The 13,948-nt window shown below is 27.3% G+C and carries 11 protein-coding genes and 1 other RNA gene; 3 read left to right on the forward strand and 9 right to left on the reverse strand.

The window, feature by feature from the left end; all coding sequences use genetic code 11:
• Window positions 1–13 precede the first annotated feature (13 nt).
• The 8 genes from CQA76_RS01975 to efp form a co-directional block, all read right to left on the reverse strand.
• Window positions 14–1,330 (reverse strand): MATE family efflux transporter, encoded by a 1,317-nt coding sequence (locus CQA76_RS01975; RefSeq protein ID WP_137621777.1) that lies wholly within the window; start codon window positions 1,328–1,330, stop codon window positions 14–16.
• 223 nt (window positions 1,331–1,553) lie between these two features.
• Window positions 1,554–2,489, reverse strand: coding sequence for an NAD(P)-binding domain-containing protein (locus tag CQA76_RS01980; RefSeq protein ID WP_137621778.1), 936 nt, complete (start codon window positions 2,487–2,489; stop codon window positions 1,554–1,556).
• A 92-nt stretch (window positions 2,490–2,581) separates the two neighbouring features.
• Window positions 2,582–3,379: an amidohydrolase family protein gene (locus CQA76_RS01985; protein WP_137621779.1), complete on the reverse strand. Its 798-nt coding sequence runs from the start codon at window positions 3,377–3,379 to the stop codon at window positions 2,582–2,584.
• Window positions 3,380–4,675, reverse strand: coding sequence for an SLC13 family permease (locus tag CQA76_RS01990; protein WP_137621780.1), 1,296 nt, complete (start codon window positions 4,673–4,675; stop codon window positions 3,380–3,382).
• A 119-nt stretch (window positions 4,676–4,794) separates the two neighbouring features.
• Complete coding sequence (locus CQA76_RS01995; protein WP_137621781.1) at window positions 4,795–5,799, reverse strand: DUF2891 domain-containing protein; 1,005 nt, start codon at window positions 5,797–5,799, stop codon at window positions 4,795–4,797.
• A gap of 10 nt (window positions 5,800–5,809) precedes the next feature.
• Window positions 5,810–6,763 (reverse strand): DUF979 domain-containing protein, encoded by a 954-nt coding sequence (locus tag CQA76_RS02000; protein WP_137621782.1) that lies wholly within the window; start codon window positions 6,761–6,763, stop codon window positions 5,810–5,812.
• Window positions 6,764–6,767: 4 nt separating this feature from the next.
• Complete coding sequence (locus CQA76_RS02005; protein ID WP_137621783.1) at window positions 6,768–7,445, reverse strand: DUF969 domain-containing protein; 678 nt, start codon at window positions 7,443–7,445, stop codon at window positions 6,768–6,770.
• A 95-nt stretch (window positions 7,446–7,540) separates the two neighbouring features.
• Complete coding sequence (efp, locus tag CQA76_RS02010) at window positions 7,541–8,110, reverse strand: elongation factor P (RefSeq protein WP_137621784.1); 570 nt, start codon at window positions 8,108–8,110, stop codon at window positions 7,541–7,543.
• 105 nt (window positions 8,111–8,215) lie between these two features.
• Here efp and rnpB point away from each other — a divergent pair.
• An RNA gene (rnpB, locus tag CQA76_RS02015) (RNase P RNA component class A) lies at window positions 8,216–8,539 on the forward strand.
• Between the two features lie 356 nt (window positions 8,540–8,895).
• On the opposite strand, the gene CQA76_RS02020 is transcribed toward rnpB, so the two are convergent.
• Window positions 8,896–9,411: an Hcp family type VI secretion system effector gene (locus tag CQA76_RS02020; protein WP_137621785.1), complete on the reverse strand. Its 516-nt coding sequence runs from the start codon at window positions 9,409–9,411 to the stop codon at window positions 8,896–8,898.
• Window positions 9,412–9,516: 105 nt separating this feature from the next.
• Between CQA76_RS02020 and tssM the strand changes: the two genes are divergently transcribed.
• Both tssM and CQA76_RS02030 read left to right on the forward strand, forming a co-directional pair.
• A complete protein-coding gene (tssM, locus tag CQA76_RS02025; protein ID WP_137621786.1) occupies window positions 9,517–13,047 on the forward strand; it encodes a type VI secretion system membrane subunit TssM in 3,531 nt (1,176 codons plus the stop codon).
• Between the two features lie 2 nt (window positions 13,048–13,049).
• Window positions 13,050–13,943 carry an FHA domain-containing protein gene (locus CQA76_RS02030; protein WP_170999699.1) on the forward strand — a complete coding sequence of 298 codons (894 nt, stop codon included), beginning with the start codon at window positions 13,050–13,052 and terminating at the stop codon, window positions 13,941–13,943.
• Window positions 13,944–13,948: the final 5 nt, after the last annotated feature.

The raw sequence follows: 13,948 nt of genomic DNA on the forward strand, positions 1-13,948 counted from the left end.
AAAAAACCAAAAGCTATTTTAAGCATCTTTTTAAAAAAAATATTGCTAAAATCATTACGCATAATTCTGCAAAAAACGGCGTAAGCCATACTCCATTTAAACCCATAAAATAAGATAAAACAAAAAGAAAACATAAAGGAATAAATAAATTTTGATTCAAGCTTAAAATTAGAGAAAAACTAGGCTTATTAAAAGCAGTTAAAAAAGAATTGCTCAATACATTAAACCAGGCAAAAATGTAATTTAAAGAAAAAAGAACTAAAGCCATATAAGTAAAATTAATAAAATCAACATCATCATTTTTGGCAAAAAATCCGACCAAATCATAACCTAGAAAATAGATTAACAATAATACAATAATCGATAAAATAGCTCCAGCTAAAAATATAACTTTTAAAAGCGATACTATACGAGAAAAGTCTTTTTTTGCATAATTATAACTTAATGCTGGCTGCATAGCATCAGCCATAGCAATGATAAGCATCATGATAAAAGTATCTATATAAACTATGATAGAAAATCCAGCAACAGCCTTAACATCAGCTATTCTAAGTAAAACAAAATTAGCAAAAACGCCATAAAGCGAGCCTGAAACATTGTTAAAAAATTCACTACTTCCATTATAAAAAATATTTTTAAAAAGTTTGAAATTAAAATAAGGTAAAGAAAAACGCAATTCTAAATTTTGAAACAAAAAAGGAATGATTCCAAAAATTCCACTCAAAACCAAACCTAAACAAGTTGCAAGTGCAGCAGAAAACAAGCCCCAACCTAAAACAACTATAAAAATATAATCAAATAAGATATTGGTCAAAGCAAGAATAACATTAACTAGCATACTATAAGTGGTCTTACCACAAATTCGTAAATAATTATCTAAAGCAAAAGAAAACATAGTAAAAGGTGCAAACAAAGCAAAAACAAGCATACATTCTTTTGCCATCAGTTTAATCTCATCACTCACGTTTAAAAAATTGATCAAAATAGGTGCTAATATATACTCTAAAATTCCAACCAAACAAGAAAATAGAAAAATAATCACCAAACTAGAGCTAAAAATTTTTCCAGCCAATTTTTTCTTACCAAGTCCTAATTTCATAGAAATTTGAACAGCAGAACCAATCGCTATAGTGTCAGACAATGCAAAAGACATCATAATAAAAGGAATGATCAAAGCAAAAGCTGCTAAAGCATCACTTCCTAGATATTTACCAACAAAAATTCCATCTATAATATAATAAAGTGAAAGAAATGCCATACTAATCATATTGGGCACGGCACACTTTACAAAAAGCCTGAAGGGGCTTAAAGTGCTAAAAAGATTTGACATAGTTTATCCTTAAAAAATATTTTCAAATAAAAATACTCTTTAAGATCGCTAATAGAATGCTAAACATCCTAAAGTATAAGAATTTAAGTAGAAAATTTTAATCGTAAGTTTATTTAATTCAGTTTTATTTCGCATGATAATAGCTTTTGAATTTTTATAATTCAGACAAATTATAACATTATATCTTCAATAAGTCAAATTTTAACCCTAAAGGGCTAAAATTTTACAAAATAGAAAGTATCTTGGCAGCGTCATTAAGTCCTGTAATAATACTTGCTCCATTTTTAGTTGCAATGTCTCCTGCTACAAATATACCTTTAACATTGCTCTGCTTATTTTCATCCATCAAAGGAACACCCTTATCATCGACTTCAATACCACATTTTTGCAGAAAATCAAGCGGAGTAGATCCACCGATAGCATAAATAATCCTATCATAAATTTCATTCGTTCCATCATTAAATTTAACCTTAGCCTTGCCATTTTCATCTTCAACTTCTTCAATATCAATACCAAGCTTCAAATTCACTTTTCCTGAATTTCCTGCCTCGGTGATATCTTTAAGATTAATGTCATTTAATCTTGTAAATTCTTTTTTACGATAACAAAGACTTACATTATTTGAATTTGCTAGATCAACAGCATATTCAGCGGCAGAATTTCCACCCCCAACAACAAGAATTTTTTCATTTCCTAAAACCGAATTCGCATTAAAATTAATGATTTTAGTTAAAGTCATAGGAAGTTTATAATCAGGCTTATTAGGTTTGCCCATTCTACCGATAGCGACAATGATATTTTTACACTCGTAGGTTCCTTTGCCTGTACTTACTACAAAAACACCATTTTCATTTTTTACACTCTCAACTTCTGAGCCAAATTCTATTTCTATATTGTATTGTTTTAAAACATTTTCAAATAATTCTATAGTGCTTTCTTTTGTACCATCTTCAAAAGGAATGTTTCCATAATTAACACCTTCGCATCCTTTATAAACCTTATCTACTCTTTTACCTTCTTTATAAAATTGTACTAAAGTTTGACATATATTATTTGTCTTTTCTAAGATTAAAACTTCTTTATTTTTTAACTTTGCTTCAACTGCACAAGCTATACCTGTTGGACCTGCTCCAACGATGATTAAATCTATTTTTTTCATTTTTTCACCTTTCATTATCTATAATTTTTTATAGTTTATCAAATTTATTTTAAATAAGAAATTAAAAATATAAATTTCTTTTAAATAAAAAATTAAAAATCAAATAATTTACAAGCATTTTCTCCTAAAATTTTTTCTTGCTCCTTTTTGGAACTAACAATTTGTTCAAAAGCATTAAATGCCAATTTAAAGTCTATATCCTTTTCAAAATTCGTATGAGGCCAATCGCTCCCAAAAACAAAATTAGAAATAGAAAAATGTTCTTTTAAACTCTCATATATTATTTTTGCAAATTTAATACCCTCTATAGTTTTTGCCTTATCAAATTTAGCTCTATAAAATCCACTGACTTTAAAAAAAATCTTTGAATTTTTAAGCTTTAAAAGATCTTCAAAATTTTTCCTATCAATGCTTGAGCGACATAAATGATCTATCACTATATCACAATCAAAAGATAAAATTGTTTTAACGGTTTGCACAAGATGTTCATCTAAATCCTGTTGAATTTCAACCTGCATTTTTAGTTTATACAAATTTTCAAAAAAATTACTCCAAGTTGAATTTTCAAAATCTATTAAATTTTTACCTATAAGGTTTAATCTTACTCCACAAGCCTTTCTATTTTTTAACTCTTTTAATTCTTCAAAAGTGATATTTTCATCCACTACAACCACTGCTTTTACATCTTTATCGTGTTCGATACTATCAAGTAAAAATTCATTATCAGTTCCTAAAAAGCTAGGTTGTATTAAAACGCCTTTATCAAAACCAAAGCGATCTAAATTATTTTTATAATCTTTAAAACTCGCATCATAATCAGGTTTATAACGAGCGTTCTTGATCATTTTTAATTTTTTTAAAAAAATATGTGCATGAGTATCGATCTTCATTTAATTCCCTTTTAAAATGAAACTCAAAATTATCGCGGCTAAAATAGCAGCTATAAAACCTAAAGGTATTGCCTTTATCAATAAATCTTTAAATAATTTTTCTTTATAATTTTGCGGACAAGCACCCAAAATCAAACTTCCTCCGGAGGAAAAAGGAGAAATCGCTGAAGCCTGTGCTCCTACAACTATACAAACAAATAGTAAAGTTTCATTTAAACCACTACTTAAAGCAATGCTTGGTACTATAGGAAAAAGTGCTGGAGTTACCACTCCTAAAGTACTTGAAAAAAATGACATAAATGCTGCTACAATGCATAATATAATCGGAATAAAAATAATATAAACATCATGTCTTACGGCACTAGAAAGCAAGTCAATAGTTTTTGCTTCAATCGCTACACCGATAAGCATTCCCACTCCACAAATCATAATCAAAGTATTCCATGGAATTAAAGCAATAACCTTCTTCTCATCTGCAAGTTTCAAAAATAAAGCAATTGCAACAAAAATAATAGCAATCATAGCAATATCTATTTTTTTGTTAAAGTAATCGATTAAAATATTTTTAGGAAAAACAACATGCAAAATAGGACCTATTAATACAATAAACATCATTAATAGCATCAAAAATAAAGTTATTTTTTGTTTTTTATCAAAAACTTGTGGTTTGACTATAGAACTAAGTTGTATCTTATTTTTAAAGGCACTCAAGACAAAAAACGATAAAACAAATATAGGTATGATGATAGTTGTGATAAAAATCACTCCAGAATTTAAAAATGCAGCATTTGCTTGTACTCCAGAATTTTCCATAAGAGTGCGAAAGATTATGCCACTTTGAGAAGTCATAAAATTAGCACCTCCTAAAGCACCATAATTAATTGCCATGGCACCAGCAATTTTACTTAAACCCGCTTTATCACAAAGCAAAAATGTAAGAGGAGCCATAAAGGCTAAAACCGTATAAAATCCAGCTCCTAAAGCTGCTATAATCGCACTTGAAATAAAAACTACAAAAGGAAGAAGATAGGGATAATTTACAAATCGATACATCAAGTGGTTGGCTAATTTTTCAAGAGTTCCATTAACTATGGCAAAATTATAAAATAAAGACACTGCAAGGATAACAAAAAAGATAGATATAGGCCAAAATCCTAATATCTTTTTAGGATCCATATCCATTAAAAAAGTCCCTATAATATAAGCAAAAACAATTGCAAAAATTCCAACATTACATTTAGTGATATAGCCTAAAATAATCGCTAAAGCGATACAAAAAACAATTAAAAGAACCAATACCGTCTTCCTTGATAAATTCTATATAATCCAATAATAACAAAAATATCAATTTTAGACTATAAAAAACAAAACTTTATTTAAAAGATATCTAATTTCGTAACCATTTTACCCAAATTTCACTTTAACTCTACATCCAAGGCAAGCAAAGCAAAACTTCCAAGCCAATGAGATCCAAGATAATCTTCTTCTATGTGTGCTATAGCTTCATTAAAATGTTCAGCAGCATTTTCTCTTAAAATATTTTTCAATCCTTCATCACAAAAATTAGATAGAATTTTTAAACACCAAGAACGACTCAAATTAAGCCCATCTAAATGTGCGATTTTACCATCACTTCTATCACTTACTCTTGCGGGATTAAAAAGAGTTTGTGGTTCTTTTTTATTTAAATTTGGTAAATATTCTTTAAAAAAATTTCTAAATTCATCCTTAGGTAAAATAGCACTTAAAAGTACAGCTTCCATTAAAACTGGAGATAAAAACTCATCTCCGCAAGGCTCTAAAACCTGCATGTTTTTATCATTTAAAAACCATTTTTTAGCACTTTTTATAATACATTGTTCTAATTCTATATCTTTTTTAAATCTTGCAAATTCTAAAGCAAAATACAATGCAAAAGAGCTATTAAAATGGGTTCCTACTCGGATTGGATAATCCATTTTGGGTAAAAATTCTTTAAATTCTTTCACAAAAAAATCTGCAATGCTTTCTAAATTTTTAGCCCACACTTGTGCATCCTTATTTTCTTTAGCGAGTAAATTAATCTCTAAAGCCAACTTTAAAAACCATCCCCATCCATAAGGTCTTTCAAATCCTTTATGAGCTGGATTTTCTAAATATTTTAATTCTCCGTCGGCTTTTTCTTTGTTAAATTGAGAATTTAAAACCTTTATAATCTCATCAACCGGAGCAAATTCGGCAAAATTTCTTAAAATTTTAACCAAAAGCCAATGAGAATGTACACTAGAGTGCCAATCATAAGAACCATAAAATATAGGATACATTTGCTTAGGTGTTTTTATATCATCAAGATTATTAAAAGAGTGGGTAATTTTATTTGGCAACTCTCTAAAAATATTCTCTAAGGCTATAGAGCTAAATTGTTTAATTAATTCTTTCATTATTATCTCCTTAAAATTTAAAAGCTAAAAAATACATTAAAAAAATATTACTTATTAATAAAAGAATCCCAGACATAAATTGTGCCTTGATTACTCCACTTTTATCATCCAAATTTAAAAGAGCGGCTGGGACTATATTAAAATTAGCAGCCATAGGAGTCATTAAAGTGCCACAAAATCCACTAAGCATACCTATAGCACCTATAATAGCAGGATTTGCATGCATTTGCATAATCAAAATAGGAACAGCAATTGCCGCACTGGCAACTGGAAAAGCTGCAAAAGCATTTCCCATAACCATGGTTAAAAGTGCCATACATATACAATAAACCGCTACAGCTACAAAATTATTACTAAGGGAAATGTAATTTGACAACAGCTTTTCAACCTCACTCCCCATTCCTGTGGAGACAAAAATAACTCCAAGTGTGGCTAAAATTTGAGGCAATAAAGCTGCCCAACTTATGTGATCCATAGTATTTGTTGCATCTTTTATCGCTTTTTTAGGCGAAGCTTTAAATATAAAACAAGCCAGAATAAAAGAAAATATAATACCTAAAATTAAAGAAATTAAAGTTGCATTTTTAGCTTCAAAAAATTTACAATATGGAAGTAAAAAAGTCCCTATAAGAGTTATGAAAGGCACTAACAATGCTGGAATAAAAAGTTTATTTTTATGGATGCTAGCACTTTGAATTTCGGATTCTTTTTCCTCAAGACTAGTTTCAATTTTTGCAGGTTTTAACCAATTAAGTCCTGCAATTATAGCAAGAAAAATCACAATACAACCAATAATAAAATTAGGCAAGATACCTGCAAATAAAAAAGTTACACTATAACTTATCCAAAATACTCCGCCACTTAATCTGGCTTTTAATTTTTTATTTTGATTTAAAAAATTAAGAATTCCAAAAATCAAAAATAAAATTCCAACTATATAGTAAAGCAGATCGAGAGTTATCATTAAGTTATTTACCTCTATATGTTTTTTCTAGCTTTCTATCTAACAAATACAACCTAGAACAATGTATAATCAAAGCCAAAATTCCACTTGGAATGGCCCAAAGAGATAAATGTATAGGCTCAACTATAATGCCACTAGTTTCATAAAAAGCTTTAATGAATAAAATCGAATGCACAGCTATAAAAATATCTTCTCCGAAAAATACAGCAACATTATCTGTAGCTGCAGAATGGGCTTTTATTTTTTGATTATCTTTATGAGTCAAGTTTTTAAATTTGAGCTTAGCTGCAGCTTCTGCCATAGGAGCTATCAAAGGTCTTATCATTTGTGCATGCCCTCCTAAAGATAAGAGCCCTAAGGCTGCAGTAACTTGCCTAAAAATAAAATATGCAATTAAAATCTTCCCTGTGCTAGCGGTTTTAATTTTTGAAATTAAATTTTTTGCTTGCTCTTTTAACCCCTTACGCTCTAAGACAGCAAGTAAGGGTAATATTAACCAAATAATAGCTACATAACGATTATTTACAAAGGATTGACCGATGTCGCTAACAATTTTAACAAAATCAAATTTAGCAACAATTCCAGCATAAATTCCTACAAAAGTTACAACCAAAAAAGGATTTAATCTGACGGCAAAACCTAGAATAATCAAGGGAATTGAAGCAAGTAATAGCCAATTCATATTTTCTCCACTATTAAAAACTAGAAAATCTAATATATAATTTCTAATTTTAGTAACAAACCAAAATTAGAAATTGAAAAATTTTGATTAGAATTTTATTTATTTGCTTTTTCTATGTATTCACCACGTACTGTATCTACGCGAATCACTTCACCTTCTAAAACGTGAAAAGGAATTTGTACTACAGCGCCCGTTTCAAGTGTAGCTGGCTTTTTGTTTGATCCTTGAGTATCTCCTTTAAAATTAGGAGCAGTTTCAACAATTTTAAGCTCCACGACCTGAGGAACTTCCACACCAATGGCCTTACCATTATGAAAAAGAACATTTACCATCATACCATCAAGCATCCATTTCTTTGCCTCGCCAACATCCTCATCGCTAATTGCAACTTGTTCATAAGTCTCTGTATCCATAAATTGACAATTCTCTCCATCATCATAGAGATATTGCATTTTTTTATCTTCCAAATTCGGAGCTTCGCATTTATCTCCTGCGTGAAAAGTTTTTTCAAGAACTTTACCATCAATAAAAGACTTAATTTTAATACGAACAAAAGCAGGACCCTTGCCTGGCTTTACATGCTGATATTCTACTATTTTAAAAGGGATTCCATCAATTTCGATTTTTAATCCTTTTTTTAAATCACCCATTGAATAAGATGCCATAACTTTCCTTTTTAGATTAAAATAAGTCTTCATTGTAGCAAAATTTATTTGATATCATAATTAAATTGATAATAAAATAAGTAATTTTTAGCTAGAATTTAACATAAAGCATAGCAAATGCTCGCTTCCTAAAAAGAAGAGGAAAGTCCGAGCTGCAAAAGACAAACATTCCATCTAACAGATGGCTAGGGCAACCTAAGGGATAGTGCAACAGAAAGAAAACTACCATAGATTTATGGAAAAGGTGAAACGGTGGGGTAAGAGCCTACCAGCGATTTTGGCAACAATTTCGGCTATGTAAACCCAATGTGCAGCAAGAAGGGATGGTTATAGTCTTTTATTTAACCCTTCGCTTGATTTTGTTTGCAAAAACAAAACTAGATAAATGAGCATTCTAGACAGAACTCGGCTTATCGCTATGCTTTTTCAAGTAATTATAGTATTATAAAATCAAAATAATCTACAAAAATTATCCGAATTTCATTTTTTACAAATTTAGCGTTATAGTTAAGACTTATTTTTAAAAAATTGAGCAATTTTATCTATGTAAATAAGCAACAAGGCTCTTACCTTGAATTTTAATTTCTAAAAAATTCAAATTTACAATAAATACTCAGGACAAATCTCTTAGTCTTTTAATGTAAGTTTTATAATATAAAGAAAATTTCGCATTTAAAATTAGAATTTTTGGTGTTGTAAAAATTGAGATTGATTATTAAGCTTAATTTATTACGGCACACCAAAAAAATTAATTTGTCAACAAAATTATGTTGACAAAATTTATACTAAGCTTTACTCTCTCTCCAATCATCGCTTCCGCTTGTTCCTGCAACAATGTGTTCCCAAATGATTTTCCTATAATTTAATGAAACTTTAAATAGTTCTGTTTTATCGTGATTATCTTTATCTTGAGCATTTGGCATAATAAGATCTATATCTGTAATAATTGCATCTTCTAATTTTGTGGTAAAAAAATGTTCCTGTCCTCCACTTGTTGATGTTCTAAACCAATGAACTTCTACATTTGGAAGTCTTTCCCCTTTAGTTAATGCATTATATAATAAGGGAACTGCTTTATTTAATGAACATGTGAAAGAAAAGGGTTTGTGAACTCTTTGTCCTGATGGTTGTCCACTCTGCTGATCTACAGGAACAGTAACAATATGAGAAACCTCTTGAGCCATAATTTCATCTTCATGGCCTGATTGGTAGCGGTTTCCAATACTAGCTTCAGTTGAAGCTCCACTTGATATTAATCCTTGAGTTGAACCTTCAATTTTTATATAAGCTGGTTGTGCCATTTTTTCTCCTCTTAAAAAACTATTCAGGTATTATAACAACTTTAGATTAATTTGTGTACAATATACTAAAAAATATTTTTATAAAAATTAAGGGATTGTACTATAATGTTTAAAAAAGCTTTAGAATTTATAAAATCAAAATTTTTTATCACTCTGCTTATACTTTGTTGCAATTTAATATTTAGCATTCTATTTTGGTTTTGGGGATCTTTAATAGCTTTCAATGATGTTTATATTTTTAGTAATCCTTATTTAAGATTCATCATTATATTTACGCTTTGGTTGATTATAATCTTTTTTTTCTTGCTAAAACCAATTACTTATTTTATGTTTTCTTTAAAGAATGAAAAAAGAATTCAATTAAAATCCCTTAAAAAAGAAGCTAATGAATCAATTTTTAAAGCAAAAAGGAATTTCTTTCTCTCATTGCAAGATGCAAAAGAAACTTGGAAAAATGATATAAAAATAAAAAACTTACCCTTAATTATCATTATAGGGAATGAGGGTGCGGGTAAAAGCACTTTTATTAATTATTCCAATATCGAATATCCATTGAGTGATAGCTTAGAATCTTATAAAAAACTCCACAAATCGACTCGAAATTTTGCACTCTATATATCAAAAAATGGAGCTTTATTGGATACAGAAGGTAATTATTTTTCTCAAGAAGAATTCTTCAAGCCTTCTAATAGTGATGAATTACCTGAAGATGACTTAGATAAAAATAAAGATTTTTTAATTAAAAAAAATGTATGGAAAAATTTTCTAGCTTTTTTAAATAAAAACTTTTTTCATAGTAAGCTTAATGGTATTGTATTAGTGATCGATACTATTCTTTTTTTAAATAGTCCTAAAGAATATTCTCAAAATCTTATCAGATATTTAACTAAAAGGGTAAATGAATGTGAAAATTCTCTAAATTTAAAATTACCTATTTATATTGTATTTTCTAAACTCGATTTAATAGAAGGAATGAAAGAATATTTTGATATTTTTAATGAAAAAATAGCCAATAAAGTTTTAGGCTTATCTTTTAATCAAACTTTAAATGAAGAATATTTAGAACAAGAATTAAAAGAACTTAGCAATTCATTATTGCAATCCTTTATGAATAAAAATAATTTTATTTTTAACCTAGAAGATAAAAATAAAACTTATCTTTTTCTAAAACAATTAGATAATCTATTTTCTTTGATAAAAACTTTTATATTAGATATACAAAGGGAAAATAAACTTAAAAATAACTCATACCTTAGAGGTATTTACTTTGTAAGTGCTTATCAAGAAAATATTCCCAGAAATTTCTTGCTTGATTCTATATGTGATAAATATCATTGTAAAAAAATTCTAGCAAAAACTAATTTAACTCATAATAAACAAAGTTATTTTGTTAAGTCATTGCTTGAAGATATTATTTTTAAAGATTATTCTTTAACCACAATGAGAACTTATATAAGAAATTTATCTCTTTTAGGTTTAATCTTGCTAATAACCATAGGAACTTATACAATATCTTTTTACTTTGTTGCTAAAAATAATTCAGAATTTGAAAAAAGCAACAAAACTTTAAATTTATTGCAATCATTATTTAAAAATCAAAATTATAACCAGTTAAATATAGAAGAAAAAGCGGAACTTCTTGCTAGATTGAAAAATATTTTAAACATATATCCCGAACTTTGGGAAAATGAGGGTATTTTTCAATATTTTAATTTAAATATATCCTATAAAGGATTTAAAGAAGCTAGAAAATTTTACTACGAACTTAATGAAGATGTTCTAAAAAATACTTTATTAAAAGAAATGGAAAATATTTTACAAACAGATTATAATAAAATCAATTTAATTAAAACCTTGTATATATATAAGTCTTTATTTGAGCAAAAATATTTAAATAAAAATTTATTAAAATTATGGATTAACGATAATTGGTCTAATTTGGAAAAATACAAAATTTCAAAAGAAAATTTTTTATTAGGTATTGACGAACTCAAGCAAATTAATTTAGAAAATTTTAAAGAAGATGAAAAAAGCGTTAGCTTGGCAATAAAAAAACTTGAAATCATAAGTAAAGTTCAAAGAATTTATATTTTGCTTGAATTTTTAAATAGTGACAAACCTAAAGAAAAATATATCATAAAAGAAGAGTTAGGTTTTAATGCTAATAATATTTTCTCCAATAATTCCGAAATAAATTCAATAGATAAAATTTACACAAAAGTTGGAATGATAGATTTTTTAAATACACTCAATCAACAAATTGAAAATACTATTAATATTGAATCTTGGATGCTGGACTATACTTCAAAAGAAAATAAAAATAGTATCACCATGGGAATATTGAAATTATATTTAAATGCATACCAAAATGCTTGGGAAAAATTACTTTCTTCTCTAAATCCAGTTCAATATAAAACAAAAGAAGCAATGCTTAATGAACTTAATATCTTATCCAAAAAAGATAATCCTTTATATTCTTTAATTAGAATTATTAGTCTAAATACAAACTTAAATGATGCAGCATTACTTACTCAGGCATACAACTTAGGTCTTAATGCTGCAGAAATTAAATCTAATTTTACAAACATTACCAATAAATTTATGCCGTATCATAAACTTGCAAATAAAAATTCAATCTTAAGTGTTGGCAATATTGAACTTGGAAAAAATTCTAATGAGGAGCAAATTCTAGATAATCTAAGTATAAATACAAATAATCTAGTTAATAAAATAATAGACTTTAGTAGCAATAATAACCAAAGCATTGGAGAAAAAATTTCATACTCTTTAGGAGAAAATAAAGATACTAACGATGCCTTTATTACATTCCAAACTTATATTAAAAAACTACCTAATGATTTAGAAAGATATTATAATGAGCTTTCTAACTATTCTTGGAATTTTATAGAAAATCATGGTATTTCTTTATTTAATAATGCTTGGATTAATGAAGTTTATATTCCATTTATCAATGATATTGCACCATTTTATCCTTTCAATAAAGAAAGTACAACAGATTTAAGCATGGATAATTTTAAAACATTTTTTGGAAAAAATGGCATTTTAAATAATTTTTATAAAAAATATTTAAACAATGTCTTGGTAAAAAGAAAGAATGCTTATTTTATTAATCCTAAATTTTCTTCTAAGTTAAATTTCTCTAGAGATTTCATAGATTTTATTACCAATGCTGCCAATCTCTCAAATTTAATGCTTAATGCCAATGACAATATAAGAGTCATATTTACTTTACAAAGTCTTGATTTAAGTGGCGATTTTTCCTTTATAAATTTAGGTTATCAAAATAAAAATATAAAATACGATCATACTTTTAATCCAACTTTGCAAATTATTGCTGAAGAATTTAACAATGGAACAAATTTAAATTTCACTGCTTATAGCTATTCTAACGCGAATTTAAATTATGAAAAAGCTTATAAAGGTGAATGGGCTTGGTATAAATTTATAAAAGAAAGCAAAAATGATACTGGGGGTTATAGCGTATTTTTCAACAATAATAAAAATCTTTATTTTGATTTTAAAATCATTAATGGGTTAAACGATTTAAATCAAATACTTGAAATTTTAAATGATTTTAAAATAGTAGAAAATATTACAAAAGTTAGGGATAAATAAATATGGAAAAAATACAAATTGGAGTTATTATAGAAAATTATGAAGAATGTGAAAGTAAAATTAGATCTTGCATATTTGATATAGAAGGTGGATTTATAGGGAGTGGTGATGAGTGTAAATTTTGCATTCAAGATAAATTAAAACAAATAAAAAAAATACATGCTAAAATATCATATGAGGAAGATTCTTTTACAATAACTCCTATTGAAAATGCTGAAATTTATTATAATGGATCTTTTTCAAAAATGTCCAATAGTTATGATACTATGGTTAACAAAGGCGATATCTTTAAAATAGGTAATATAAATTTTCGCTTTGTAGAAGCTAAAAACATTGAACAAAATTTTCAAGAAAATAAAAATCAATTCGAAATAGAAAAATATGATGAATTTGATGAAATTGAAATCAAGCCTAGGGGACAAACAAGCGTTAATTTCAACGAAAAAGAAGAGCTGCAAAATACTATAAAATCAAATGATTATAATTTTATTGAAGAAAAAACAGGAGATGATTTTCTAAAACAAATTGCACAAAAGGACTCTAATTTATTTGAATACGAAAATATTTTAATAAGCTTGACGAAAATCTTTAAGGATTTAAAAACCAAACAAAAAAGCTCGAAATTAAACACCGATCATTCTCATCTTAATATCAAAGAATTAGAGAGTATTATAGAAAATATTCCTTTAATTAAATCTACAAAATTACTTAATATGATAGCACTAAGTATGATTATTAAAGAACTATATAGCCCAATATTTGAAGAGATGGAAGAAAATATGTTTATCAAATATCTTGAATCTGCTTTACAAAATAATATCAAAGAAGATAAAATTCTTTTTGAAAATTTAACTATAAAAGCATTAGAAAAATACATTAAGGAATTTAAAAAATAATTTTT

The organism is Campylobacter aviculae, from assembly GCF_005406215.1.
GTDB lineage: Bacteria > Campylobacterota > Campylobacteria > Campylobacterales > Campylobacteraceae > Campylobacter_D > Campylobacter_D aviculae.